The organism is Brevundimonas sp. AVps4, from assembly GCF_058681525.1.
In genome coordinates this window covers 585,477-610,386 of sequence record NZ_CM178741.1, presented here as the reverse complement: position 1 = coordinate 610,386, position 24,910 = coordinate 585,477, and the positions used below count along the sequence as shown (strand labels likewise).

At 67.2% G+C, this 24,910-nt stretch carries 24 protein-coding genes; 10 read left to right on the top strand and 14 right to left on the bottom strand.

From position 1 onward, the window contains the following. Positions 1-4: 4 nt before the first annotated feature. From lpdA to ACW178_RS02920, 8 genes are read right to left on the bottom strand one after another with little or no spacing between them, the layout of a single operon-like run. The gene (gene lpdA, locus ACW178_RS02955) at positions 5-1,402 is read right to left on the bottom strand and encodes a dihydrolipoyl dehydrogenase (RefSeq protein WP_492024844.1); all 1,398 of its coding nucleotides are present in this window, start codon (positions 1,400-1,402) and stop codon (positions 5-7) included. Beyond that, entirely contained in the window at positions 1,402-1,590 is a 189-nt protein-coding gene (locus ACW178_RS02950) for a hypothetical protein (RefSeq protein ID WP_287103668.1), read from the bottom strand. The genes lpdA and ACW178_RS02950 overlap by 1 nt, the downstream gene beginning before the upstream one ends. Before the next feature lie 32 nt (positions 1,591-1,622). Beyond that, entirely contained in the window at positions 1,623-1,736 is a 114-nt protein-coding gene (locus tag ACW178_RS02945) for a 2-oxo acid dehydrogenase subunit E2 (RefSeq protein ID WP_492025044.1), read from the bottom strand. 17 nt (positions 1,737-1,753) lie between these two features. After that, positions 1,754-2,119, bottom strand: a complete 366-nt coding sequence (locus ACW178_RS02940) for a type II toxin-antitoxin system VapC family toxin (RefSeq protein ID WP_492024843.1) — start codon at positions 2,117-2,119, stop codon at positions 1,754-1,756. After that, positions 2,113-2,331, bottom strand: coding sequence for a ribbon-helix-helix protein, CopG family (locus ACW178_RS02935; protein ID WP_492024842.1), 219 nt, complete (start codon positions 2,329-2,331; stop codon positions 2,113-2,115). The genes ACW178_RS02940 and ACW178_RS02935 overlap by 7 nt, the downstream gene beginning before the upstream one ends. A gap of 44 nt (positions 2,332-2,375) precedes the next feature. Continuing rightward, positions 2,376-4,064 (bottom strand): dihydrolipoyl dehydrogenase family protein, encoded by a 1,689-nt coding sequence (locus tag ACW178_RS02930; protein ID WP_492024841.1) that lies wholly within the window; start codon positions 4,062-4,064, stop codon positions 2,376-2,378. 1 nt (position 4,065) lies between these two features. Next, positions 4,066-5,190, bottom strand: coding sequence for an alpha-ketoacid dehydrogenase subunit beta (locus tag ACW178_RS02925; RefSeq protein ID WP_224762295.1), 1,125 nt, complete (start codon positions 5,188-5,190; stop codon positions 4,066-4,068). 2 nt (positions 5,191-5,192) lie between these two features. After that, complete coding sequence (locus ACW178_RS02920) at positions 5,193-6,440, bottom strand: 3-methyl-2-oxobutanoate dehydrogenase (2-methylpropanoyl-transferring) subunit alpha (RefSeq protein WP_191559063.1); 1,248 nt, start codon at positions 6,438-6,440, stop codon at positions 5,193-5,195. Positions 6,441-6,590: 150 nt separating this feature from the next. Between ACW178_RS02920 and ACW178_RS02915 the strand changes: the two genes are divergently transcribed. From ACW178_RS02915 to ACW178_RS02890, 6 genes are all read left to right on the top strand, one after another. After that, positions 6,591-7,079: an Lrp/AsnC family transcriptional regulator gene (locus ACW178_RS02915; RefSeq protein WP_054764449.1), complete on the top strand. Its 489-nt coding sequence runs from the start codon at positions 6,591-6,593 to the stop codon at positions 7,077-7,079. Positions 7,080-7,118: 39 nt separating this feature from the next. Further along, positions 7,119-8,057 (top strand): pirin family protein, encoded by a 939-nt coding sequence (locus ACW178_RS02910; protein WP_287103640.1) that lies wholly within the window; start codon positions 7,119-7,121, stop codon positions 8,055-8,057. A gap of 100 nt (positions 8,058-8,157) precedes the next feature. Next, the gene (locus ACW178_RS02905; RefSeq protein ID WP_287103642.1) at positions 8,158-9,123 is read left to right on the top strand and encodes a WD40 repeat domain-containing protein; all 966 of its coding nucleotides are present in this window, start codon (positions 8,158-8,160) and stop codon (positions 9,121-9,123) included. Further along, positions 9,123-9,815 (top strand): monofunctional biosynthetic peptidoglycan transglycosylase, encoded by a 693-nt coding sequence (gene mtgA / locus ACW178_RS02900; protein WP_152949282.1) that lies wholly within the window; start codon positions 9,123-9,125, stop codon positions 9,813-9,815. The genes ACW178_RS02905 and mtgA overlap by 1 nt, the downstream gene beginning before the upstream one ends. Positions 9,816-9,917: 102 nt before the next feature. Then, the gene (locus tag ACW178_RS02895; RefSeq protein WP_191554808.1) at positions 9,918-11,822 is read left to right on the top strand and encodes a M2 family metallopeptidase; all 1,905 of its coding nucleotides are present in this window, start codon (positions 9,918-9,920) and stop codon (positions 11,820-11,822) included. A 111-nt stretch (positions 11,823-11,933) separates the two neighbouring features. Beyond that, positions 11,934-13,874, top strand: a complete 1,941-nt coding sequence (locus ACW178_RS02890) for a pilus assembly protein TadG-related protein (protein WP_224762294.1) — start codon at positions 11,934-11,936, stop codon at positions 13,872-13,874. 12 nt (positions 13,875-13,886) lie between these two features. Here ACW178_RS02890 and ACW178_RS02885 read toward each other — a convergent pair whose 3' ends face one another. Further along, on the bottom strand, positions 13,887-14,798 hold the full coding sequence (locus ACW178_RS02885; RefSeq protein WP_182715108.1) for an isopenicillin N synthase family dioxygenase: 912 nt from the start codon (positions 14,796-14,798) through the stop codon (positions 13,887-13,889). Between the two features lie 229 nt (positions 14,799-15,027). On the opposite strand from ACW178_RS02885, the gene ACW178_RS02880 reads away from it, so the two are divergent. Both ACW178_RS02880 and ACW178_RS02875 read left to right on the top strand, forming a co-directional pair. Further along, on the top strand, positions 15,028-15,702 hold the full coding sequence (locus ACW178_RS02880) for a YiaD family glycine zipper/OmpA-like lipoprotein (protein ID WP_287103646.1): 675 nt from the start codon (positions 15,028-15,030) through the stop codon (positions 15,700-15,702). 131 nt (positions 15,703-15,833) lie between these two features. Next, positions 15,834-16,004: a hypothetical protein gene (locus ACW178_RS02875; protein WP_191554806.1), complete on the top strand. Its 171-nt coding sequence runs from the start codon at positions 15,834-15,836 to the stop codon at positions 16,002-16,004. Between the two features lie 186 nt (positions 16,005-16,190). Here ACW178_RS02875 and ACW178_RS02870 read toward each other — a convergent pair whose 3' ends face one another. From ACW178_RS02870 to ACW178_RS02860, 3 genes are all read right to left on the bottom strand, one after another. Beyond that, positions 16,191-17,351, bottom strand: a complete 1,161-nt coding sequence (locus ACW178_RS02870; protein ID WP_492025043.1) for an outer membrane beta-barrel protein — start codon at positions 17,349-17,351, stop codon at positions 16,191-16,193. Between the two features lie 225 nt (positions 17,352-17,576). Continuing rightward, positions 17,577-18,038, bottom strand: a complete 462-nt coding sequence (locus ACW178_RS02865) for a MaoC family dehydratase (protein ID WP_191558311.1) — start codon at positions 18,036-18,038, stop codon at positions 17,577-17,579. A 66-nt stretch (positions 18,039-18,104) separates the two neighbouring features. Then, on the bottom strand, positions 18,105-19,085 hold the full coding sequence (locus ACW178_RS02860) for a threonine ammonia-lyase (protein ID WP_191558312.1): 981 nt from the start codon (positions 19,083-19,085) through the stop codon (positions 18,105-18,107). Between the two features lie 58 nt (positions 19,086-19,143). On the opposite strand from ACW178_RS02860, the gene glpK reads away from it, so the two are divergent. Both glpK and ACW178_RS02850 read left to right on the top strand, forming a co-directional pair. Continuing rightward, positions 19,144-20,640, top strand: a complete 1,497-nt coding sequence (gene glpK / locus ACW178_RS02855; protein ID WP_191558313.1) for a glycerol kinase GlpK — start codon at positions 19,144-19,146, stop codon at positions 20,638-20,640. A gap of 48 nt (positions 20,641-20,688) precedes the next feature. Next, on the top strand, positions 20,689-21,780 hold the full coding sequence (locus tag ACW178_RS02850) for a phosphotransferase family protein (protein ID WP_492024840.1): 1,092 nt from the start codon (positions 20,689-20,691) through the stop codon (positions 21,778-21,780). A gap of 12 nt (positions 21,781-21,792) precedes the next feature. Here ACW178_RS02850 and ACW178_RS02845 read toward each other — a convergent pair whose 3' ends face one another. Both ACW178_RS02845 and ACW178_RS02840 read right to left on the bottom strand, forming a co-directional pair. After that, positions 21,793-22,575 (bottom strand): DUF1223 domain-containing protein, encoded by a 783-nt coding sequence (locus tag ACW178_RS02845; protein WP_054764438.1) that lies wholly within the window; start codon positions 22,573-22,575, stop codon positions 21,793-21,795. Positions 22,576-22,644: 69 nt separating this feature from the next. Further along, the gene (locus tag ACW178_RS02840; protein WP_492024839.1) at positions 22,645-24,852 is read right to left on the bottom strand and encodes a prolyl oligopeptidase family serine peptidase; all 2,208 of its coding nucleotides are present in this window, start codon (positions 24,850-24,852) and stop codon (positions 22,645-22,647) included. Positions 24,853-24,910: the final 58 nt, after the last annotated feature.

The following is a 24,910-nucleotide window of genomic DNA, read 5'->3' as shown; positions in this document are numbered from 1 at the left end:
GAGGTCAGATATGGATCGCGTGGCCCAGGGCCCGCAGGGACGCCTCGTGGAAGGCTTCGCCCAGGGTCGGGTGGACGTGGATGGTCCCGGCCACGTCTTCCAGCACCGCCCCCATCTCCAGCATCTGGGCGAAGCTGTTGGACAGTTCCGACACATGCTGGCCCACGGCCTGGATCCCCAGCAGCCGGTGGTCGGCCTTGGAGGCGATCACGCGCACGAAGCCGCCGTCCTCGCCGGCCTCGATGGCCAGGGCCCGGCCGATGGCGGCGAAGGGGAAGACGGCGGTGATCACATCGTCGCGGCCCTCGACATCGCTGGGACCCAGACCCGCCGAAACAATCTCCGGCTCGGTGAAACAGACGGCGGCGATCGTCGTGGGATCGAACACCCGGTCGTGGCCGGCGACGATCTCGGCGACCACCTCGCCCTGGGCCGAACCCTTGTGCGCCAGCATCGGTTCGCCCGTCAGGTCGCCGACAGCCCAGACATTCTTCATGCTGGTGGCGCAGCGGTCATCGATCTTCACGAACGGACCGGCCATGGCCACGCCCATGTTCTCCAGACCCCAGCCCTGGGTGCGCGGACGACGGCCGACCGTGACCAGCACCTTGTCGGCCTCCAGCTGCAGCGGCTCGCCGTCCTTGGTCGTGATCGACAGTTTTCCGTCGCCGAAGCCGCCGGCCCGCGCGCCCAGGTGTAGCTCTACGCCGTGCTTCTCCAGCCATTTGGCGACCGGGTCAGTCAAAACCTTGTCATAGAGCGGCAGGATGCGGTCAGCCATTTCGACGATGGCGACTTCGGCCCCCAGCTTCCTGAAGGCGATGCCCAGCTCCAGCCCGATATAGCCGCCGCCGACGACGACCAGCTTCTTGGGGACCTCCGACAGGCTCAGCGCCTCGGTCGAGGAGATGACGTCGCCGCCGAACGGCAGGAAGGGCAGTTCGACCGGCTCCGATCCCGTCGCCAGGATGACGTGTTCGGCGGTGATGCGGATGTCGCCTTCGTCGGTCTTCACAACGCAGGTCTTGGCGTCCTCGAAGGCCGCCCAGCCCTTGATCACCCTGACCTTGGCCTTCTTCAGCAGGGCCGCGACCCCGGCGTTCAGCTTGCGGACGATCCCGTCCTTCCACGCGACCGTCTGTTTCAGGTCGATGGCCGGCTGGGCCGCCGTGATGCCCAGGGTCCCGCCCCCGGCCGCCTTGGCCACGGTCTCGAACTTGCCCGCCGCATGGATGATGGCCTTGGACGGAATACAGCCGACGTTCAGGCAGGTCCCGCCTAGCCCATCGCCGCCGTCCACCAGCACAGTGTCCAGCCCCAGTTGGCCGCAACGAATCCCCGCGACATAGCCGCCGGTGCCCGCGCCGATGATCAGGACTTTGGTTTTGAGATTCTGAGTCATTATTCGTCCGCCGCCAGTTGGAAGTAGCGTTTAGGATAGAGGTAGTCTTCGCCAGACAGATCCCACACACGCCACATGCCGCGTTCAAGAACCGGCGCAGCCCAGTAGACATCCCCAACGATGAGATCGATGTGGGGACCGTCATCTGGAGATGTCCCTTCCAAGATCACGTACTGCGCATTGTTCAAGCAGCGCACTCTGACTAGGCCGTCGGTTCGCATCACATCCACAGTGTCGCGGGCTGCTCCAGCAACCCCTTGATCCGCTGGACGAACACCGCCGCATCATGCCCGTCGACGATCCGGTGATCGAAGCTGGACGACAGGTTCATCATCTTGCGCACGACCTTCATCAGAGTTGGTAGGGCGCACGAACTCCCGGCTCATCGGCCGGAAAGTCCTTGGTGTTGCGGGTGACCAACAGCCGCCCCGTCGTCTGGGCGGCTGCCCAAATGACGGCGTCGGGGAATTTCAATCGGTAGGTCTGACGCAGAACGACCGCTCGCTCGGCCACAGCGTCGTCGAGGCCTATGACTATGAAGCCGTCCAAAAACTGTCGGGTATGGTTGTAGGACTCATCCGCCGCACCGACCATGACTTCAATCCAGGTCACGATGCTGATGGCCGGATTCTCGTAGCGTCCGATCTCGGCGGTCGCCTGTGGGTAGCCCTTCAGGTGATCGACGAGAATATTGGAATCCAGCAGGGCCGCTACCATTCGCTGCGGAGCCGCTCTTGGTAGGCGAGGCCGTCTTCACCGTCCTTGCCCCATATCCCGAAAGACTCTTCGAGGGTCGCTTTCCGACCGTTCCGCGCGACATAGTCGTCGATGGCGGCGCGGATCACGGCGGCGCGCGGCCGCTGCTCGCGCTTGGCGAGCTCGTCCAATGCGGCGACCTGGGTCTCATTGGCGTCCACGAGAATACGCATCTCAAGCCTCCATGATATATGATGTGTATATCATGTCTGCGCACTCACATCCACAAGGTCGCCGGCTGCTCCAGCAGCCCCTTGATCCGCTGAACGAAGACCGCTGCATCATGGCCGTCGACGATCCGGTGATCGAACGACGACGACAGGTTCATCATCTTGCGCACCACCATCTGGCCGTCCTTGACCACGACCCGTTCGGCGATCTTGTTCGGGCCGACGATGGCGACCTCGGGGTGGTTGATGATCGGGGTGTGGACCACCCCGCCCAGGGTTCCCAGCGAGGTGATGGTGATGGTCGAGCCCGACAGTTCCTCGCGCTTGGCCGAACCGTCCTTGGCCGCGCCGGAAACGCGGGCGATCTCCAGCGCCGTATCCCAGGCGTCGCGCGCCTCGGCGTGGCGGACCACCGGCACCATCAGGCCGTTCGGCGTCTGGGCGGCGATGCCCAGATGGACCGGAGCGTGCTGGGTCAGGACGCCCGCCTCGTCGTCATAGGTGGCGTTGATCTGGGGCTGGTCGCGCAGGGCGACCACGATGGCGCGGGCGATGAAGGGCAGGACGTTCAGCTTGGGCTGATCCTTTTGCTTCGTCGCGTTCAGGTGCGCGCGCAAGTCTTCCAGCGCCGTCATGTCGATTTCCTCGACATAGGTGATGTGGGGAATGCGGCGCACGCTCTCGGCCATCTTCTCCGCGATCTTGCGGCGCAGGCCGATGATCCTGACCTCGGTGGTTCCCTCGGCCTTGGTGAAGGTCGTGCCGCCTGAGGCGGGCGCCGTCGTCGGAACTGATCCGCCGCGGGCGATGAAGCCGTCCAGATCCTCGTGGGTGATCCGTCCGGCCGGGCCGGAGCCGGGTACGAAGGTCAGATCGACGCCCAGGTCGCGCGCGCGGCTGCGCACGGCGGGCGAGGCCAGGGGGCGTTCGCCGGGGGCCCGGCCGGTCAGGGCGGGGGCGGCCTTGCCCCCCTCCCCCGCTGCGCGGGTGCTCCCCCCAGGGGGGGGAGATTTCTGAGCGTTCGCCGGCGTCGATCCTCCCCCCTTGGGGGAGGCGACGGAGGGGGCCGGCGCCGGCGCCGCGACATTGCCCTTGCCCGCGACATTGAAGCTGACCAGGGGGCCGCCGACGGGGACGGCCTTGCCCGGTTCGCCGTGCAGGGCGACGACGACGCCCGCCACCGGCGAGGTGATCTCCACCGTGGCCTTGTCGGTCATGACCTCGGCCAGGATCTGGTCTTCCTCGACCGCATCCCCGACCTTGACGTGCCAGCCGACCAGCTCGGCCTCGGCCGTGCCTTCGCCCACGTCGGGCAGTTTGAAAACATGGTTGCCGGTGGGTGCGGCGTCAGCCCCCTCCGTCGCCTTCGGCGCCGCCTCCCCACTGGCGTGGGGAGGAGACGATGCGGCGACTGTCTCCTCCCCGCGCGTAGCGGGGGGAGGTGGCTCGGAGCGAAGCGGAGAGACGGAGGGGCTCTCCTCCGCATTCCCCGCCCCCTCGACCTCGAACTCGACCAACGGCCCGCGTACCGGAACCATGGCGCCGGGCTCGCCGTGCAGGGCGACGACCTTGCCGGACACCGGGGCGGTGATCTCGACGGTGGCCTTGTCGGTCATGACGTCGGCGACGATCTGGTCCTCGGAGACCGTGTCGCCGATCTTGACGTGCCAGCCGACCAGTTCGGCCTCGGCCGTGCCTTCGCCCACGTCGGGCAGTTTGAAGACGAAACGACCCATCTTATCGACCTCCCGACATGACGCTCTTCACGGCGTCTGAAACCCGTTGCGGACCGGGGAAATATTCCCATTCGAAAGCATGGGGATAGGGCGTGTCCCAGCCGGTGACGCGGGCGATCGGCGCCTCCAGGTGATAGAAGCAGCGCTCCTGCACCAGGGCCGACAGTTCGCCGCCGAAGCCCGAGGTCTTGGGCGCCTCGTGAACGATGACGCAGCGGCCGGTCTTCTTCACGCTGGCCTCGATGGTCTCGATGTCCAGCGGCACGAGGGTGCGTAGGTCGATGACCTCGGCGTCCACGCCCGCATGTTCGGCCCCGGCCAGGGCGACCCAGACCATGGTGCCGTAAGCCAGGATGGTGACGTCGTTCCCGTCTTGCATGACGCGCGCCTTGCCGATCGGCTCGACATATTTTCCGGTCGGGACCTGGGCCAGATCCTGCGCCTTCCACGGCGAGACCGGCTTTTCGTGCCAGCCGTCGAACGGGCCATTGTACAGGCGTTTCGGCTCGAAGAAGACGACCGGGTCGTCGTCCTCGATCGCCGCGATCAACAGGCCCTTGGCGTCATAGGGGTTGGACGGAATGACGACCTTGAGGCCCGCGATATGGGTGAACAGGCTCTCGGGGCTCTGGCTGTGGGTCTGGCCGCCGAAGATGCCGCCGCCATAGGGGCTGCGGACCACGATGGGGCTGGTGAACTGCCCGCCCGAGCGATAGCGCATCTTGGCCGCTTCGGAGACGATCTGGTCGTAGGCCGGGTAGATGTAATCGGCGAACTGGATCTCGACGACCGGACGCAGCCCATAGGCCCCCATGCCGATGGCGGCGGCGACGATGCCGCACTCGCTGATCGGGGCGTCGAAGCTGCGGGTCAGGCCGTGCTTCTGCTGCAGCTTGTCGGTCACCCGGAAGACGCCGCCGAAATAGCCGGCGTCCTCGCCGAACGACAGGACGTTCGGATCCTCGCCCATCTTGACGTCGATGGCCGAGTTCAGCGCCTGGATCATGTTCATCGGAACGACGCCGGCGCCGGTCGCCTCCGAGGCGGGAGCGGCGTTCTGATCGACCATGTCCGACTCGACGCCGTCGGTGCGATCCGCTTCGGTGAAGGTCGTTTGCTCGCTCATGGTCAGACCCCCACCTCGCGGCGCTGTTCGATCAGGCGCCAGTCTTCGGTCGCATAGACCTCCTCGAACATGGTCTTCACGCTGGGGCGCGACTGGCCCAGGGTGCCGATGGCCTCAGCCTCCTTGCCGGCGGCGCGAACCCGTTCGACCGCCTCCTTGAGCGCCGCCGTGTGGCGCTCGTCGTCCCATTCACCGATCAGCGTCAGATGCTGGCGCAGCCGCTCGATCGGATCGCCCAGCGGCCATTTCTCGTGCTCGTCGCCGGGGCGATAGCGGCTGGGGTCGTCGGAGGTCGAGTGCGGAGCGCCGCGATAGGTGAACAGTTCGATCACCGTCGCGCCCTGGTTCGAGCGGGCGCGCTCTTCGGCCCACTGGGTCGCGGCCCACACCGCAAGAAAGTCGTTGCCGTCCACCCGCAGGGCCGGCAGGCCGTAGCCGATGGCCTTGGAGGCGAAGGTGGTCTCCAGCCCGCCGGCGATCCCCTGGAAGGAGCTGATGGCCCACTGGTTGTTGACGATGTTCAGAATGACCGGGGCGCGATAGACGCTGGCGAAGGTCAGGGCGTTGTGGAAGTCGCCCTCGGCGGTCGCGCCGTCGCCGATCCAGCTGATGGCGATCTTGTCGTCGCCCTTGTAGGCGCTGGCCATGGCCCAGCCGACGGCCTGCGGCACCTGGGTGCCCAGATTGCCGCTGATGGTGAAGAAGCCGTAGTCCTTGGCCGAATACATGATCGGCAGCTGGCGGCCTTTGATCGGGTCCGCCGCGTTCGAATAGATCTGGTTCATCATCGCCGTTAGCGGATAGCCGCGCGCGATCAGCAGCCCCTGCTGGCGATAGGTGGGAAAGCCCATGTCCTCGCGGCTCAGCAGCATCCCCTGCGCCACCGCAATGGCCTCCTCGCCGGTGCACTTCATATAGAAGCTGGTCTTGCCCTGACGGTGGGCCCGATGCATCCGGTCGTCGAAGGCGCGGGTCAGCACCATGGCCTTCAGGCCCCGGCGCAGGGTTTCGGGGTCGAGCCGGGGGTTCCAGGGGCCGACGGCGTTTCCGTCCTCGTCCAGCACCCGGATCAGACGAAAGGCGTGATCGCGCATCTCATAGGGCGCCGTCGCGACATCCGGTCGATCTACGGCTCCGGCGGGGTCCATCGTCAGATGGCTGAAATCCGGCGCGTCGCCCGGTCGACCCGAGGGTTCAGGCACGCGCAAAGAAAGGGGGCGACTGTTCTTTTGGCTCATTTTGTCGTTCATGCGGGCGTCCGGTTCCGTTCGGAGGATGCGTCCGTGTTTCCTCTGGACGTGTGATAACACGGCCCCTAAGCAGGCGCTCGCTCAAATTGACCTTGCGAAATCCCGATTTAGGGTATTTTATTTCGCCATAACCATAATCGGAGAAACGCATTGGCGGACGAACTCGATCCCATCGACGCCCGGATCCTGGATATCCTGCAACAAGACGCCGGACTGTCGGTCGCCGAAGTGGCGGATCGGGTCGGCTTGTCGGCCTCGCCCTGCTGGCGGCGCATCAAACGGCTGGAAGATTCCGGCCTGATCACCAAGCGCGTCACCCTGCTGAACGCCAAGCTGCTGGGCCTGGATTTCGAGGTCTACGCCATCGTCAAACTGATGCTGCCCTCGGCCGAGAACCTCGACATCTTCGAGGCGGCGGTCGCCAAATGGCCGGAAGTGGTCCAGTGCGCCACCATCACGGGCCGCGAGGACTATGTGCTGCGAATCATCACCTCCGACATGCACGCCTTCGACAAGTTCCTGCGCGAAAAGCTGCTGGCCCTGGGCATCGTCTCAGACTGCGAGAGCCATATCGTCACCCGCGGCGTGAAGAATGTGACCGCCCTGCCTCTTGGCATAGTGACCCCTCACGTCGGATAAGACCGTTCGGCGGCGTCTTCCGCCGAGGGGATGCCGAACATGATCGAACTGGTGATCGACGCGCGCCGTAAGGACCTGGGCGGGTTCGAGGTCGGCCGCGTCCTGCCCTTCCATTCGCGCCGGATGGTCGGGCCCTTCATCTTTCTGGATCAGATGGGTCCGGCCGAGTTCGCGCCGGGGTCGGACGCCATCGACGTGCGGCCGCATCCGCACATCGGCCTGTCGACCCTCACCTATCTGTTCGAGGGCGAGATCCTGCACCACGACAACCTCGGCTATAACCAACCCATTCGCCCCGGCGAGGTGAACTGGATGACGGCCGGCAAGGGCATCGTCCATTCCGAGCGCACCGATCCACTGAAGAAGAGCCGCGGCGGGCCGATGCACGGCATGCAGGCCTGGGTCGCCCTGCCCGACGAGGCCGAGGAGATCGACCCCTCCTTTCATCATCTGGGCGAGGACGCCCAGCCTTCCTATGAGAACGGCGGCCTGTTCGCGCGTCTGGTGGCCGGAGAAGCCTATGGCGCCAAGGCGAGCGCGCCGGTGTCCTCGCCCCTCTTCTATGTGCACTGGGAGCTTCAGCCCGGCGTCCGCACCGCCCCGCCTCCGGGAAAGGGCGGCGGCGGCATGAGCGAGCGGGCCCTGTTCGTGGCCAAGGGGGCGATCGAAGTAGGCGACCGCACCTTCCATGAAGGCCAGATGATCGTTCTGGAGCCGGCGGCCGAGCCGACGGTCAAGGCCCTGACCCAGGCCAGCGTCATGGTCCTGGGGGGTGAGCCGGTGGGCGAACGGCTGATCTGGTGGAACTTCGTCGCCTCCAGCCAGGCCCGCATCGACCAGGCCAAGGCCGACTGGAAGGCCGGTCGGATGAAACTCCCGAGCGAGGACGATCTGGAGTTCATCCCCCTCCCGGAGGAGCCGGTCCAAGCCCAGGCCGCCCCGGCCCCGGTCGAACCCAAGCCGACGGATCCGGTCTGAGGGCGCAGCCGCATTCTCACTCCCCGTTCGGGGAGGGAGAAACGGATGACTTGTCCTCCCCCATTTGCCCCCGCCCCTGCAACCGGCTAACGCGTCGCGCATGAACTTCGCATTCGACGCCCAGGTCACCGCCGCCCTGTTCGACAACACCGGCGCCGTCTTCGCCCTCGGCGACGGCTCGGTCCGGTTCGCCGACGGCGCGACGGTCCAGGCGCATGACGGCGCCGTCCTGTGCGCCGCGGTCCATCCGTCCGGCGACGGCGTCGTCACCGGCGGCGACGATGGTCGGCTGGTCTGGAGCCGCCGCGGCGCCGAGCCGGCCGTCCTCGCCGAGGCGAAGGCCCAGTGGATCGACGCCGTCGACGCCTCGCCAGCGTCGGGCCTGATCGCCTTTTCCTGGGGGCGCACCCTGTCGGTGATCGATCCGTCCGAACCGGGTTTCCGGCGCGACTTCCAGCATGAACGCACCGTCTCCGGCGTGGCTTTCGAGCCCAAGGGGCGGCGCATCGCCGCCTCGACCTACGGCGGCGCGGCCCTCTGGTACGCCCGGATCGAGAAACAGCAGCCGACCAGGCTGAGCTGGGCCGGGTCGCACACCGGCGTGGCCTTCTCGCCGGACGGCGCCTTCGTCGTCACCACCATGCAGGACAATCAGCTTCACGGCTGGCGGCTGAAGGACGCCAAGAATCTGCGGATGGGCGGCTATCCGTCCAAGGTCCGCTCCCTGGCCTTCCTCGCCAACGGCCAACTCCTGGCGACGTCCGGGGCGCAGGGCGCCGTGCTTTGGCCCTTCATCGGCTCCAACGGCCCGATGGGCCGCGAGGCGACCGAGATCGGCTATGACGAGGCCAGCCTGATCAATCTGGTCTCGGCCCGCGTGAACCACGGCCTGTTGGCCGCCGGCCTGACCGACGGCCGGGTCTGGGTCGCCCATCCGGCCGCCCAGGGCCTGAACGTCGTCAAGGCCGACAAGGGCCCGGTCATCGTCGCCCTCTGCCTCAGCCCGGCGGCTGATACGGTCGCCTGGGCCGACGAGGACGGGGCCGCCGGGGTGGCGATCCTCTGATGGCGAGGTGGCCTCGTCCATCCTGGCTCCGGGCGGTCGTCATCGCCGCCGCCATCCTGACCGCCGTGCCGGTCGGCGGCGTCCTCTGGGTCGCCCTCTTCCCGCCCCTGCCCACCATCCTGATGCTGCGCCAGGCCGTGCGCGGCGAGGGGCTGGACTACCAGTGGCGCGGGCTGAAGCAGATTTCGCCCCATCTGGTCGACGCCGCCATCGCCGCCGAGGACGCCCGCTTCTGCAGCCACCACGGCTTCGACATGGAGGCCATCCAGAAGGCGCTGGATCATAACGCCGAGGGCGGGCGCATCCGGGGCGGCTCCACCATCAGCCAGCAGACGGCCAAGAACGTCTTCCTGTGGCCCGGCCGCGACTGGATCCGCAAAGGCTTTGAGGCGGGCTACACCGTCCTGATCGAGACCGTCTGGTCCAAGCGGCGGATCATGGAGGTTTATCTGAACGTCGTCGAATGGGCGCCGGGCGTCTATGGCGCCCAGGCGGCGGCGCAACACTGGTTCGGCAAGGACGCCGCCGACCTGACCCGGCGCGAGGCGGCGCGCCTGGCCGCCATCCTGCCCGCGCCGCGCCGCTACAAGGCGGCCGCACCCGGCCCCTATGTCCGTCGCCGCGCCGCCCGAATCCAGGCCGCCATGGGAACGGTGCGCAATGACGGACTGGACAGCTGCGTCCGGCTCTAGCAGGCCGCAGGCCGACAGCCTGCAACACAGTCGGCTGAACCGCCCCGCTTGACGCGGCGCCGCCCCTGGCCTCTCCTGCGCCCGCTGTTCAGGAGATCCATCATGAAGCGTCAGATGACGACCGCCGCTGCGGTCTGCGCCCTCGCCTTCGCCGCCGGCTGCGCCGCCGCCCCGACCCCGGACAAGGCTCTGCCGCTTCAGGCCGAAGCCGGCGCCCAGACCTTCACTCCCGCCCCGGTCACCGCCACCGGCCTGAGGGCCGACTACCCCACGACCGCCGAAGGCGCGACCCAGTTCGTCGCCGACGCCGAGGCCAAGATGCTGACCTTCGGCGAATACGCCGCCCGGGTGCAGTGGGCCCGGGCCACCAACATCACCTTCGACACCATGTGGCTGGAATCCAAGGTCAACGCCGAGGCGACCGAACTCCAGGTCCAGTTCGCCAACCAGGCGGCCAAGTTCAACGACGTCGCAGTCGATCCGGTGGTCCGTCGCAAGCTGAACCTGCTGCGACTGGGCATCGTCCTGCCCGCCCCCAACCGGGCCGGCGCGGCCGAGGAGTTGTCGCAGATCACCACCCGTCTGGATTCGACCTATTCGACCGGCAAGTTCGACTTCAAGGGACGGCAGATCACCCTGGACGAGGCCTCGCTGATCCTGGCCGACAGCCGCGACCCGAACGAAACCAAGGCCCTGTACGAGGGCTGGCGCACCATCTCGCCGGTGATGAAGAACGACTACGCCCGCATGGTCGAGATCGCCAACGAGGGGGCGCGCGAACTGGGCTTTTCCGACACCGGCGCCCTGTGGCGCTCGGGCTACGACATGCCCGCCGACGACTTCGCCGAGGAGACCGATCGGCTCTGGGCCCAGGTCAAGCCCTTCTACGAGAACCTTCACTGCTATGTCCGCGCCCGGCTGAACGCCAAATACGGCGACGCCGTTCAACCCGACCACGGCCCGATCCGCGCTGATCTGCTGGGCAATATGTGGTCGCAGCAATGGGGCAATATCTATGATGTCGTGGCCCCGACCAGCGGCGGCGCCTCCAGCTACGACCTGACCGAATTGCTCAAATCCGCCGACTACGACCCGGTGAAAATGGTCAGGACGGGCGAAGGCTTCTACGTTTCGCTGGGCCTCGATCCTCTGCCCCAGACCTTCTGGGAACGCAGCCAGATCGTGCGCCCCCGCGACCGTGAGGTCGTCTGCCACGCCTCGGCCTGGGATCTCGACAACGCCGACGACATCCGCATCAAGATGTGCACCAACGTCAACGGCGACGACTTCTACACCGTCCACCACGAGCTGGGTCACAACTACTACCAGCGCGCCTACAAGAACCAGCCGATGCTGTTCCGCAACGGCGCGAATGACGGCTTCCACGAGGCCATCGGCGACTTCGTCGGCCTGTCGGCCCTGACCCCCACCTATCTGAACCAGATCGGCCTTTTGAAGACGACGCCGGGGGCGGAAGAGGACATTCCCTTCCTGCTGAAGATGGCGCTGGACAAGATCGCCTTCCTACCCTTCGGCCTGATGGTGGACCGCTGGCGCTGGGGCGTCTTCTCCGGCGAGACCACGCCGGACCAGTACAACGCCGCCTGGACGGCGGACATGCTGAAGTATCAGGGCCTGGTTCCGCCCGGCCCGCGTCCGGCCAACGCCTTTGACCCCGGCGCCAAATACCATGTGCCGGGCAACACCCCCTACACCCGCTATTTCCTGGCCCACATCTACCAGTTCCAGTTCCAGCGCGCGGCCTGCAAGCAGGCGGGGTGGACCGGCCCGCTGCACCGCTGCTCGGTTTACGGGAACAAGGACGTCGGCGCCCGTTTCAACGCCATGCTGGAAATGGGCCAGTCCAAGCCCTGGCCCGAGGCGCTCGAGGCTTTCACCGGCGAGACGCGGAACGACGCCTCGGCGGTCGCCGACTATTTCGCCCCTTTGAATCAATGGCTGACGGTCCAAAACCGCGGCCATGACTGCGGTTGGTCGCAGGCCTGAAGACGGTCCTTAGGCCGGGTCTGTTAACCGCGATCCGTCAGCCTTCCTTTAACCGCATGAGGCCATTGTGGCCTCATGCGGGCGGCGCGCGCCTGTAAGGAAGCGACGACATTGGCGCCACAACCGATCCATAAGGTCCTCAGCGGCCTTCGGGCCCTGGCCTTCCGGCTGGGCGGCGACCGGCGCGGCAATGTAGCGATCATCTTCGCTCTCAGCCTGCCCGTCATCGTCATGCTGGCCCTGGGCGGCGTCGACATTCACCGCATAACCACGGCCAAGGCCCAGTTTCAGGACGCCCTGGACGCCGCCGCCCTGGCCGCCGCGCGGTCTCCCTATACGACGCCGGAAGAGCTGAAGAGCATCACCCTGGTCAATCTTCGCGCCAATCTGAAGGGGATTGAGCTCGAGCCGGTTCAGGACGGCGACGTTCAGGTCGCCATGAACGACAAGAGCGTCGTCATCGCCACCGCTCAGGGGCGGGTAAAGACCCTGGTCGCCAACATCGTGCTTCCGCCCTACGGCCAACTGCTGGACGACACCCTGCCCGTCTCGGTGCGATCCGAGGTCAACCGCTCCTCGCGCGATGTGGAGGTGGCCCTGGTCCTGGACATCACCGGCTCGATGAACGACTGCGCCGCCAGTTGCTCCAGCGGCCGCAAGATCGACAATCTGAAGTCGGCGGCCAAGGAGCTAATCGACATCGTCGTCCAAGACAACCAGTCGCCCTTCTATTCCAAGGTGGCCCTGGCTCCCTATTCCATGGGCGTCAATGTAGGCGACACCTATGCTGATAGGGCGCGCGGAGCGCTCGGCTCCAGCACCCAGTCCATCACCGCAGCGACCTGGCTGACGGGCTCGGTCAAGACGATCACCGGCATCACCCGCGCCTATACGGCCGTGGTCACCGCCTCTAACCACGGCTTCAAGAACGGCGACATCGTGACGATCTGGAGCGCGGAAACGATGGCACCCCTGAACGGCGTCGCCCTTACGGTGGGCAACGCCACGACCAACACCTTCAGCCTCCTCGGCAAGGACAGCCGCTACTATTCCGCCTTCTCAGGCCGGGCCTATGTCGCCAAATGCGCCCGGGCGGACTGCAACATCGTCATTACAATGGCCCGCCACGGCCTGTCGCCCGATGGGGACGCCGCTGTCCTGAGCGGCATGGGCGGCCTCAGCCAGTTGAATGACATCGGTTTCCGCGTCGCCGGCGTCAGCGCGACCACGGCGACCTTGGCGCTCGACGCCTCTCAAGCCCAATTGGCGAACGCCCCCATGGGCGGAGCCGCCTATACGTCGGGCGGCCAGCTGGTCTGCGGCGTGGACGGCTGTTCGAACCGAGATTTCGTCAATGCGGCAGGAACCTGGACGCGCTTTCCCGGAACGACCTGCGTGTCGGAAAGAGCCGGGGCGCAGGCCTATACGGATGCGGCCCCGTCCACCTCGTCCTGGGTTGGACGAAGCTACGCCGGAACCGGCAACGCCTGCCCGGCCTCCCGAATCGTCCCCCTGACCAACGTCAAGAAGACCCTGACCGACGCCATCAACGGAATGTCGGCGGTCGGATCGACGGCGGGCCATATCGGTTTGGCTTGGGGCTGGTATCTGGTTTCGCCGACCTTCGGCCTGTGGTCAGGCGCAGGCGCGCCCGCCGCCTATGACTCGACCAAGACCTTGAAGGCCGTCGTGCTGATGACCGACGGGGAGTTCAACACCCCCTATTTCCGGGGCGTGATCGCCGGAGACGCAGGGGTCGGCAGCGGCGGGGCGGACACCCATATCAACCAGCCCGCCACCAACGGCTCTTCCTTCGACCAAGCCTATCGGCTCTGTCAAAACATGAAGGCCGCCGGCGTCATCGTCTATACGGTCGGCTTCGATATCGGCGCAGCCCAGAATATGACCGGTCCGATCGATTCCGCCGGCGAGCTGATGGCGCGGTGCGCCACCAACCCCGACCGGGCTTTCCAGGCGTCCAGCTCCACCGACCTTTCCGACGCCTTCCGAGACATCGGACGGGACATCACCCGGCTGCGCATCTCCCGCTAGGGACGACTCGCCTCAGAGCAGGCGGATTTCGCGCAGACGTTCGGTCAGATAGTCCTCTGCCAGAATGGTCTTGCCGGCATAGCGATCGGGATTGTCCGGCGTGATCGTGCTCGGCAGCGTCTCAATCGGGAAGTCCGGGTTGAAATGCAGGAAGAAGGGCGTCGAATAGCGGGCGAAGCCCCGACGTTCGGGCGCGGGATTGACCACCCGGTGCGTCGTCGACGGCAGGACGTGGTTGGTTAACCGTTGCAGCATGTCGCCGATATTGACCACCAGGGCGCCCGCCGGCGGCGCAATGTCCAGCCAGCTGCCGTCCTTCTCCTTCAGCTGCAGCCCAGCCTCTTCGGCGCCCAGCAGCAGGGTGATGACGTTGATGTCCTCGTGGGCGCCGGCCCGCACGCCCGGCGCATCGGCGGGCACCGGCGGATAGTGCAACATGCGAAGGACGCTGTTGCCCATCTCGACCTTGTCGTCAAAATAGTCGTCGCTCAGCTTGAGGTACCGCGCGATGGCCCGGAGAATGCGCCGCCCCAGCGCGTCGAGATCCTCATACATGCCGTAAAGATGGTCGCGGAAACCGGGCACCTCCTCGGGCCAAAGGTTGTCTCGCATGAAGCGGCGGTACGGATGGTCCTGCGGCAGTTCGCGACCAACGTGCCAGAATTCCTTCAGATCCACGGCGGTCGCCCCCTTGGCCGCCTCGACACCGAACGGGGTCAGACCCCGCGCCCCGCCGGTTCCCGGCTGGTGGTACTGGCGTTTGGTGGCTTCCGGCAGGGCGAAGAAGGTCTTGGCGGCGTCGATCGCGGCGGCAATACGCACCTCGTCCAGACCATGGTCGGCCACAACCCCAAAGCCGAACCGGGTGAAGGAGGCGCCCAGCTCATCGCTGAACGCCTGAAAATCCTTGTCATACAAGGTCATGGAGACAGGGGTGATGGTTGAGGCGGCGGTTGGGGCCGAGATCGCGCTCACGGGCGTCGTCCTTGTTCAGACAATGTGCGGCGGTTCCTTACCCCCATTCCGCGCCCCTGTCAGGTTCAAGCCGTCGGTCCCGCAAGAACCGCTCGCCCGTTCACCTAAGGTACAGCTTGGAACCTAGACAGTAGGGGGGCGTTTCTCGCGCCAGACTGCCAATCGGAAGGACCAATCCATGCGCGCCAAGATTTTCGTCGCCGGTGTCTCCATCGCCGCCCTACTGGGCGCGGCGGCCTGCACCACCACCGACCCCTATCGCTCAACCCCCGTCCGCAACAACACCGGAACCGGCGCCATCGCGGGCGCCCTGGGCGGAGCCCTGCTCGGCTATCTGACCAATACATCCAACGGCGAACAGGGTCGTAAGAACGCCCTGATCGGCGCGGGCGTCGGCGCGCTGGGCGGCGCTGCGGTCGGTCAGTATATGGACCGCCAGCAACGCGCCATGGAGGCTCAGCTCTCCGGCACCGGCGTCGGCGTGGCGCGCCAGGGCGACAATCTGGTGCTCCGCATGCCGTCCGACGTCACCTTCGCCACCAACCAGTATTCGATCGACCCGCGCTTCCTGCCCGTGCTCGATGACGTCGCCCGGGTGCTGCAGGAATATGATCGCTCCACCATCGACGTGATCGGTCATACGGATTCCTCGGGTGGCGATGCGATCAACCAGCCCCTGTCGGAGCGCCGCGCCAGCAGCGTGGCGGCGGAACTCGTGCGTCGCGGCGTCCTGGCCGAGCGCCTCTATGTCGCCGGCGCCAGTTCCCGGAAACCCGTGGCGTCCAATGCGACTCCCGAAGGCAAGGCCCAGAACCGCCGCGTCGAGATTCTGATCCGGCCTTTCACCGGCTGAGGCTTTCAGAACAATCCGCAATCCGGAAGGCGGCGTCTCGCGACGCCGCCTTTTGTCCGCCTGACACCGTTCCGTGACTTGCATCCCCGCGCGCGTCGTGATCCTCCCAGAAGGACGTCGGGGGAGGAACCATGACGCCGGATGACCGGGACCTGGCCAAGAGTCTGACACTCGCAGCAGTCGCTGTGATCTGCGCCGTCCTGAGCGCCACCCTCGTGATCACGGCCGGCGAGGCCCTTCTCGCCCCCTCTCTGCCTACATCCGCCGCGCAAGCTCCGGCTCTGGCCAGTACAGCCGGCTGAGACGCCGCGCCGCCCCTCCGTCCTCTTCGCCGCCACATGCTGGAAAACACGGCACGGGGGGCGACCTGTCGCAGACACCCCCTCCGCAAACAGAAACGCCGCCCCCTTTCGGAGACGGCGTTCAGCTCTTCAGCTTCGAGATCGGCGGGATCGACCCGGTGAAACCGGGTCGATCCTTCGCCTGTCTTAGAAGTTGATGTCGATGGTGGCGCGACGGTTGAGCGGTTCGCGCACGCCGTCGGCGGTGGGCTTGGCCAGGGCGGTTTCACCCTTGCCGTCGAGGGCGATGACGCCGCCGTTGACGCCTTGGGCGACCAAGGCGTCCGCGACGGTGCGCGAACGACGGTTCGAGAGGCCGAGGTTATAGGCGGCCGAGCCCGAGGTGTCGGTGTAGCCGACGATCAGGACGCGGGTCGGACGGCCCGTCTTGGCGTAGTTGGCGGCCTGGGTCACGACCGAGCGAGCCTCAGCCGTCAGGTCCGAGCGATCCCAGTCGAAATAGACCACGAACTGACGCGCGGCCGGGGTCTGCGGAACCGGCGGCGGGGGCGGCGGGGGCGGAGGCGGCGGAGGCGGCGGGGGCGGCGGAGGCGGCGGAGGCGGCGGGGCCGCTTCTTCGGCACCGAAGCTGTAGCGCAGGCCCAGGGTCACGGTGTGCGACTGGTCGTAGTCGCCGTCCCATTCGCCGAAGGCGGTGGCGCCGGCGCCCGTGCCGGCCGTGGTCGATTCCCACGAGGCGTCGCCCGTCAGATAGCGGTAGGTCAGGTCGATGTTGGCGCGGTCGCCAATGGCCCAGGCCAGACCGGCGATCGCCTGAGCGGCGAACTTGGTCGAGCTGTCGTCAATGGCGAACGCGGCGCCGCGGTTAGCGCGCAGATTGCCGATGGTGTCGACGTTGACGCGGTTCACGCCGGCGCCCAGGCCGACGAAGGGACGCACGCCCCAGGCTTCATAGCCGAAGTCATAGATGACGTTGGCCATCAGGGTGGCGGACTCGATGTCGCCTTCCGGAGAGAAGCAGCCGCCCGTCGCCGGGGTCAGGTTGCACAGGCCCTGGGTGCCCGAAACGGCGCGCACCTTGCCGATATCGCCCGAGCGGTAGCCGCCTTCGAGCTCGACGCGCCAGTTGGGGTTGAAGCGATAGCCGAGGCGAGCAAAGGCCGCCCAGCCGTCGTTCACTTCATAGTTCCAGTTCGCGCCGGTGGTCGACGACTCGGCGTTGATGTCGTCGATGATGTGGTAGCCGGCGTCGATCGCGCCATACCAACCGTTGGGATCTGCCGAGGCCGCGCCAGCCGACAGGGCCAGGGCGGCCGCTGCGCTGGAGGCCAGCACGATAGTCTTCATACGCATAGGGTATAGCCCTCCGCCTGTTAGAACCTAGGGCGGATCTTACCGCCTAGGCGGCTCTTATCAGCGTTGCCGTGGAAGGTCGAGGCTGAAACTTGACGACTCAAGCCTTGAAATGAGGCGCCGTGCCATTGATGCTACAGACGAAATTGGCCGTCACAAGCGGTTTTCGTCCGCGTTCAGCCGTTTTGGCCTCCGCCTTCCACAGCGGCGCGCAGGTCTTCAACTCGCCGGGGAAACGACCTGCATTCCCAGCCATTCCCCCACCAGAGCCGGCTTTTCGGCACCCTCGATCTCGATCGTCAATTCATGTTTAAGAAGCCAGCGCCCCTCGCCCTTGTCGGTTGCATCCAACAGGCGGAACCGGCCCCGCACGCGAGATCCCGCCGGGACGGGCGCCAGAAACCTCAGCCGGTCGAAACCGTAGTTGACGCCCATGGTCAGACCATCCAGCGGCGCCACGGCGTCATAGCTCATGGCGGACGCCAGACTCAGGGTCAGAAAACCGTGAGCGATGGTTCCGCCGAAGGGCGTCGTCCTCGCCGCCTCGGGATCGACGTGGATGAACTGATGGTCCTCGGTGCAGTCCGCAAAGGCGTCGATCCGATCCTGACCGATCTCGAACCATCGGGACACCCCGACTTCCTGACCGATCAAGGCGTGAAAATCCTGGGTCCGGGTCATGGCCGTCTTCTCCTCCGTCTCTCTATTTTCCAAGACCTTGACCCAGCTCCGGAGCAGTGAAAAGGGTCAACCCTCGAACCGCCCCTCAATGATCGCGGCGTAAAGCGCGGGATCGACATTGCCGCCGGACAGGATCAGGCCTGTCGTGCGGCCCGCGCCCTCGATCTTTCCGGCCAGCAGGGCCGCCAGGGACACCGCCCCGCCGGGCTCCACCACCAGTTTCAGATGGCGGAAGGCGAACCGCACCGCCTCGGCGACCTCGGCGTCGGACACGGTCAGGGCGCCGGCCAGGCGGCGGTTGATCGGCCAGGTCAGGACGCCGGGCATGGGCGCCATCAGGGCGTCGCAGATCGAGGGCGACCCCGCCGGGCGCCCGACCCGTTCCCCGGCCGCCAGCGACCGGGCCGTGTCGTCATAGGCGTCGGGCTCGACCACCAGGACGCGGGTCTCGGGGCTGCGCTCGGCCATGACCAGATTGATCCCGGCCATCAGCCCGCCGCCCGAGGCGCCGCACAACAGCTGATCCATCGGCGCGTCGGCCTGGTCCATCATCTCCAGCGCCGTCGTCCCCTGGCCCTCGATGATGAAGGGATCGTCGAACGGCGGCACCAGGACGCAGCCCCGCTCGGCGGCGATGGCGGCGCCGATTTCCTCGCGGCTCTCGGTCCAGCGATCATACAGCCGCACCTCCCCGCCGAAGCCGATCACCCCCTCGACCTTAACCTTTGGGGAATCGGACGGCATGACGATGATCGCCGGCGTCCCCACCAGGGCGGCGGCTGCGGCCACCCCCTGGGCGTGGTTGCCGGACGAAAAGGCCACCACCCCGCGTCTCTTCTCCTCGGCATTCAGCCGGCTGATGCGGTTATAGGCGCCGCGAAACTTGAAGGCCCCGGCGATTTGCAGGTTCTCCGCCTTCATCAGAACCCGGCCGCCGACCACGGCGTTCAGGGCCGGGCTCTCGATCAGGGGCGTGCGGACGGCGACACCGTCGATCTGGCGGGCGGCGTCGAGAACGCCTTCATAGCTGGGCAGGTGCGTCGTCATATGCTCCCCTTAGCCCGACCGCAGGCGTCGCCCAAGACGGCGCAGGGAGAGAAAGACAATGAGCCTGATCCTCGCCATCGACCAAGGCACGACCTCGACCCGGGCCATCGCCTTCGAGGTCCGGGACCACGACCTGCGCCCGGTCGCCGTCAGCCAGATCGAGCTGGCTCAGCATTTCCCCCGCTCCGGCTGGGTCGAGCATGACGCGGGCGAAATCTGGTCCGCCACCCTCCAGACCTGCCGCGAAGTGGTGCGCCAGGCGGGCGGGGTCGACCGGTTCGCCGCCGTGGGCCTGACCAACCAGCGCGAGACGTCGGTGATCTGGGACGCCGCGACGGGGGAGCCCCTGCACCGCGCCATTGTCTGGCAGGACCGCCGCACCGCCGAGGTGACCGCCCGCCTGACCGCCGAGGGGCGTGAGCCGGGTGTCCAGTCCGCCACCGGCCTGATCCTCGACCCCTATTTTTCCGCGACCAAATTCGCCTGGCTGCTGGACGCCGTGCCCGGCTCGCGCGAGCGCGCCGCGCGGGGCGAGGTGAAACTGGGCACGATCGACGCCTGGCTGATCTGGAAACTGACCGGCGGCCGAGTTCACGCCACCGACGCCGCCAATGCGTCGCGTACAGCCCTGATGGATCTGAAGACGGTGGAATGGCGCGACGACCTGTGCGCCCTGTTCGACGTGCCGCGCCAGGCGCTCCCCGCCATTGTCCCCTGCGCGGGCTGGATCGGCGAGACCGATCCGGCGCTGTTCGGCCGCCCCCTGCCCATCGCCGGATCGGCGGGGGATCAGCAGGCCGCCCTCGTCGGCCACGGCGCCCTTACGCCGGGCGACGCCAAGATCACCTACGGCACCGGCGCCTTTCTGGTGGCCAATGTCGGCGCCGAGCCGGTGGCCTCGACCCGCCGTCTCCTGGGCACCCTCGGCTACCAGGCCGAGGGCCGCACCGCCTATGCGCTGGAGGGGTCGATCTTCTCGGCCGGTTCGGCGATCCAGTGGCTGAGGGACGGGGTCAAGCTGATCTCCGAATCCCGCCAGTCCGAAGCCCTGGCCCAGAGCCTGGCCGACAACGGCGGCGTCTATCTGGTCCCCGGCTTCACCGGCCTGGGCGCCCCCTGGTGGGAGCCGGAGGCGCGCGGGACCGTGGTCGGCCTGACGCGGGATTCGGGCCCGGCCCATTTCGTCCGCGCCGCCTTGGAAGCCCTGGCCTATCAGACCCGCGACCTGCTCGACGCCCTGGCCCAGGACGGCGCTCCGCCCCTGAAGACTCTGAAGGTCGACGGCGGCGTCACCGCAAACAGTTTCGCCATGCAGTTCGTCGCCGACATCTGCGAGGTCGAGGTCGAACGTCCGGCCTTCCAGGAGATGACGGCCCTGGGCGCTGCGCGTCTGGCGGCCCTGGGCGTGGGTCTGATCTCTGATCTTCAGGCCTGTCCGGCCGAGGCCCCGGCCTGCTGGAAGCCCCGAATGAGGCCTCAGGAACGCGACCGTCTGCTTTCAGGCTGGCGTCGCGCGGTCAAGGCCGCCATCATCGCCGCGCCGGAGCGCGCCTAAGACGCGGGCGGCTCTAGGGAAACGCTGAAAGAACCGACTGGGCTGTACATGACCGACGCCTCCGCCGCCGACGCGCCTCTGCAGGATGCTCAAACCGCCTTTTCCGGCACGCGCGAGGTCGATCCCCGCTACCGGCTGGACGAGGCGGGGCTGGACGCCTGGATGACCGAAAACGTCGCGGGCTACGCCGGCCCTCTGACGGTGCGCCAGTTCAAGGGCGGTCAGTCCAATCCCACCTATGAGCTGACCACCCCGACCGCCGCCTATGTGCTGCGCCGCAAGCCGCCGGGCCTGCTGTTGCCCAGCGCCCACGCCGTCGATCGCGAATTCCAGGTCATCTCCGCCCTGGCCGCTCAGGGCTTTCCCGTGGCCAGGCCCCACGCCCTCTGCCTGGACGAGGGCGTCATCGGCTCGATCTTCTATGTGATGGACAAGGTGGAGGGCCGTATCTTCTGGGATCTGAAACTGCCCGGCCTCAGCCCCGCCGAGCGCCGGGCCATCTATCACGCCCAGACCGACGCCCTGGCCCGGCTTCATGCCTTCGATCCCGCCGCCATCGGCCTGGCCGACTATGGCAAGGCCGGCAACTATTTCGCCCGTCAGGTCGGCCGCTGGACCAAACAGTATCGCGCCTCGGAGACCGAGGCCGTTCCCGCCATGGACCGACTGATCTATTTCCTGCCGACCAGCCTGCCGCCGGAGGGTCCCTGCCGCATCGTCCACGGCGACTTCCGCCTGGACAATATGATCCTGGCTGAAGATCGGGCGGACGTCCGCGCCGTTCTGGACTGGGAGCTGTCGACCCTGGGCGACCCCATGGCCGACTTCTCCTATCTGCTGATCGCCTGGGCCATCCCCGCCAGCCTGCGAAACGGCCTCGCCGGCGCCGATCTGGAGGCCCTGGGCATTCCCTCGGTCGAGGAAACGGTGGACCGCTACGCCGCCGCCACTGGGATGCGACCTGCCGATCTCGAGTGGCTCTACGCCTATAATCTGTTCCGTCTCGCCGCCATCTGCCAGGGCATCGCCGGCCGTGTCCGCGACGGCACGGCGGCCAGCGCCCACGCTCGCAGCATGGCCGCCCAGGTCGGGCCGCTCAGCGAGGCGGCCTGGACGTTTGCCAAGAAGGCGGGGGCCTGATCCGCCTCGGCTTCAGCCGTCTCGATCCGCCCCGCCGGACCCGGAGGTCGGCCTGCGGACGGCGGCGCCCAGAATGCGCCGATCCGCCTTGTCCTGAATCATCACGACCACAGCGTCCTCGTCCCGCGTCTGAGGCAGGGGGTACAACATCGGCCGGCCCCGCCAGTCGCCCAGGCGCGTGACGTCGCGGACCACATTCAGCTGGCGCACCTCGCGGCCGCGGTTTTCGCCGCGACCGACCTCGACCACCTGGACGCCGGGCGTATAGGTGACGGCCAGAACCTCGGCCCCGCCCGCCGGGACGCGGCCCGAGCCGACGCCGACCTGATCGCCGCCTTGGCGGAACTCGATCTCGGGCGGCCAAGCGCGGCGGCCCGCCGCCTCGAGGATGGCGGTCTCAAGCTCAGGTCCGCGCACGCCCGAGACCTGTCGGCGGCCGTCGATGACCACCTGGGGCGTGGAGACGCCGCGCTGACGCAGGGCGGCGCGATAGGCCCGCTGGCGCTGAGAAAACTCAGGCCGGGCGAAGGTGTCGGTCCAGCCCAGATAGTCCCAATAGTCGACCCCGTAGGTCAGGGCGATGACGCGCGGCTCGGCCGCAGCCCGTTCGACCGTGGCATTGGCCTCCAGACAGGCGCCGCACCCCTGGGCGGTGAACAGTTCGACCACCACCGGCGGTCCGGCGGCGACGGCGTGCCGCCCCGGCCGCGAGGCGGCGGGCTGGGCGACCGATCCAGCGCATAGGGCGGCGCCCGCCGTGATTGCCGCTGCAATGATCCCGATCCTGTGTCTCATGGCGACGTTCTTAACCGCCGGGCGCGCAGGCGGGGGTCATAAGTGCGTGACCCTCGCCTGCGGCGGCGTTCAGTCCATCAGCTGCTGGGAGAGATAGACATAGTGGCGGGCCCAGCGCCGCGCGTTGGCCACGGGGTCGGCGTCGTTCGAATGGCCGCCGGCCGTGTCCTCATAATAGAGATGGTCGTGGCCCTGGTCGCCCAGCCGGGCGGCGAACTTGCGCGCATGGCCCGGATGCACCCGGTCGTCGCGGGTGTTGGTGGTGATGTAGACGCGCGGATAGTCCACGTCCGGCCGCAGCTGCTGATAGGCCGAATATCGGGCGATCCATTCCGCCTCCTCAGGAATGCGCGGATCGCCGTATTCGCCGATCCAGGAGGCGCCGGCCGGCAGCTCGTGATAGCGCAGCATGTCGATCAGCGGGCTCTCGATCACTGCGGCGTTGAACAGCTCCGGATGCTGGGTGATCGACACCGAGGTCAGGACCCCGCCGTTCGACCGGCCATAGATGCCCAGACGACGCGGGCTGGTGATCCCGCGCCGCTCCAGGTCGCGCGCCACGGCGGCGAAGTCGTCGAAGGCCTTCTGGCGGTTTCCGTCCAGGGCCGCCTGGTGCCAGTCGGGCCCGAACTCGCCGCCGCCGCGGATATTGGCCTGAACGAAGACCCCGCCCCGCTCCAGCCACAGCTTGCCCATCTCGGGCTTGTAGGCCGGGTTCAGACTGACCTGGAACCCGCCGTAGCCGAACAGGATCGTCGGGTTCGACCCGTCCAGCCTCATGTCGCGCGGGCGGGTGATGAAATAGGGGATCCTGGTCCCGTCGGTCGAGGTCGCCTCGTACTGCTCCACCACATGGGTCGAGGCGTCGAACTTGGCCGGGGCGGATTTCAGCTCGGTCAGGGTGGTGGAGCCGACCGAGGCGAGGCTCAGGGTCGGCGGGGTCAGGAAGCCCTGGGTCGAGACGAAGACCTGGCCCTTGGACTTGGAGGAGTCGCCCAGCCCCACCGCGATGTTTTCTGGCGTCGCCACATCCTGGCGGCGCCAGCCGAATTCGCCCCGGTTCTCGAAGATCGCCAGCCGCCCGGCCACATTGTCGGACAGGGAGGCGACGACCTGGCGATCCAGCACCCGCACGTCGCCCAACGACTGACGGGCGGCCGGCTCATAGATCAGAAGGGCCTGGTTGCTGACGCTCAGATCGTCGCGGTCGGACCGCAGATGGTTCAAGGGTATGGAAAGCAGGGAACCGGGCTTGTAGGCGAGGCCGTTGAAGGTCCAGGCCTCGTCATTCGAGACGATCAGCAGGCCCCCCTGCGCTCCGAAGACGCTGACCCGGTCCGGCAGGGCCAGTTTCACCGTCGATCCGTCATGGGCCATCATCCAGGTTTCGGAGCGGAAGGTGTCCAACGGGCGGGTGATGATCACCGCCGTGACCCGGCCGGTCTTGTCGCGATAGACCGCCGGGCTGACGCCGTAGCCGCCGTCCAAGGCGTCGCCGCGATAGTCTTCGACCGCCTGGGCCAGGGTCTGGCCCCGCTTCAGGGTCTTGACGATGAAGGGATAGCCGGACTCCGTCAGACTGCCGGGTCCGAAGTCGGTGGCGACCAGGAGCGTGTCGCGGTCCAGCCATTCGATCCGGTGCTTGCCCTCGGGCAGGTTGAAGCCCCCGTCCACGAAACGCTTGGTGGTCAGGTCGAACTCGCGCACCACCACCGCATCCTTGCCGCCGTCCGACAGATTGATCAGGCAGCGGGTCTCGTCCGGCGCCAGGCAATCGGCGCCCTTGAACACCCAGTCCTTGCCCTCGGCTTTCGACAGGGCGTCGATGTCCAGCAGGGTCTCCCACTGCGGGGTCGCGGTGCGGTAGCTCTCTAGCGTCGTGCGACGCCAGACGCCCTTGGGATTGGTCGCGTCCTGCCAGAAGTTGCCGACGCCGTCGCCGAGGAAGGACGGGCTGGGAATCCGGTCCGTGGCGGTCAGGATCGCCTGGGCCTCGGCCCGGAAGGTCTCATAGCGCGGGTCGCCGGTCAGGACGGCCAGGGACTTGCGGTTCTCCTCGGCCACGAAAGCCATGGCCTCAGCCCCGTCCACCTGCTCCAGCGCCAGATGGTCGTCGGCCGCCGCGACGCCGGCCGGGGTCAGGTCGCGGGGGAAGTGCGGCGGGGGAGCGTCGTTGGTCGATACGACGACTTCATCTGAACCGATCTCAACGGGCGTGCCCGCACAGGCCCCCATCAGAAGCGCCGGAATGGCGGCGGACAGGATCAGTTGACGCATCTAAAAACTCCGCTCATCCCGGCGAAAGCCGGGACCCAGATCTTTGGGCGTTCGGCGC

Coding starts and splice junctions, on each gene's coding strand:
- ACW178_RS02860 (WP_191558312.1), bottom strand. CDS start 19,085: ATGACGACGCACCTGCCCAGCTATGAAGGCGTTCTCGACGCCGCCCGC.
- ACW178_RS02920 (WP_191559063.1), bottom strand. CDS start 6,440: ATGAACGACAAAATGAGCCAAAAGAACAGTCGCCCCCTTTCTTTGCGC.
- ACW178_RS02935 (WP_492024842.1), bottom strand. CDS start 2,331: ATGCGTATTCTCGTGGACGCCAATGAGACCCAGGTCGCCGCATTGGAC.
- ACW178_RS02870 (WP_492025043.1), bottom strand. CDS start 17,351: ATGAAGACTATCGTGCTGGCCTCCAGCGCAGCGGCCGCCCTGGCCCTG.
- ACW178_RS02840 (WP_492024839.1), bottom strand. CDS start 24,852: ATGCGTCAACTGATCCTGTCCGCCGCCATTCCGGCGCTTCTGATGGGG.
- ACW178_RS02850 (WP_492024840.1), top strand. CDS start 20,689: ATGACCGACGCCTCCGCCGCCGACGCGCCTCTGCAGGATGCTCAAACC.
- mtgA (WP_152949282.1), top strand. CDS start 9,123: ATGGCGAGGTGGCCTCGTCCATCCTGGCTCCGGGCGGTCGTCATCGCC.
- ACW178_RS02910 (WP_287103640.1), top strand. CDS start 7,119: ATGATCGAACTGGTGATCGACGCGCGCCGTAAGGACCTGGGCGGGTTC.
- ACW178_RS02865 (WP_191558311.1), bottom strand. CDS start 18,038: ATGACCCGGACCCAGGATTTTCACGCCTTGATCGGTCAGGAAGTCGGG.
- ACW178_RS02930 (WP_492024841.1), bottom strand. CDS start 4,064: ATGGGTCGTTTCGTCTTCAAACTGCCCGACGTGGGCGAAGGCACGGCC.
- ACW178_RS02925 (WP_224762295.1), bottom strand. CDS start 5,190: ATGAGCGAGCAAACGACCTTCACCGAAGCGGATCGCACCGACGGCGTC.
- ACW178_RS02905 (WP_287103642.1), top strand. CDS start 8,158: ATGAACTTCGCATTCGACGCCCAGGTCACCGCCGCCCTGTTCGACAAC.
- glpK (WP_191558313.1), top strand. CDS start 19,144: ATGAGCCTGATCCTCGCCATCGACCAAGGCACGACCTCGACCCGGGCC.
- ACW178_RS02880 (WP_287103646.1), top strand. CDS start 15,028: ATGCGCGCCAAGATTTTCGTCGCCGGTGTCTCCATCGCCGCCCTACTG.
- ACW178_RS02875 (WP_191554806.1), top strand. CDS start 15,834: ATGACGCCGGATGACCGGGACCTGGCCAAGAGTCTGACACTCGCAGCA.
- ACW178_RS02845 (WP_054764438.1), bottom strand. CDS start 22,575: ATGAGACACAGGATCGGGATCATTGCAGCGGCAATCACGGCGGGCGCC.
- lpdA (WP_492024844.1), bottom strand. CDS start 1,402: ATGACTCAGAATCTCAAAACCAAAGTCCTGATCATCGGCGCGGGCACC.
- ACW178_RS02885 (WP_182715108.1), bottom strand. CDS start 14,798: ATGACCTTGTATGACAAGGATTTTCAGGCGTTCAGCGATGAGCTGGGC.
- ACW178_RS02940 (WP_492024843.1), bottom strand. CDS start 2,119: ATGGTAGCGGCCCTGCTGGATTCCAATATTCTCGTCGATCACCTGAAG.
- ACW178_RS02895 (WP_191554808.1), top strand. CDS start 9,918: ATGAAGCGTCAGATGACGACCGCCGCTGCGGTCTGCGCCCTCGCCTTC.
- ACW178_RS02945 (WP_492025044.1), bottom strand. CDS start 1,736: ATGATGAACCTGTCGTCCAGCTTCGATCACCGGATCGTCGACGGGCAT.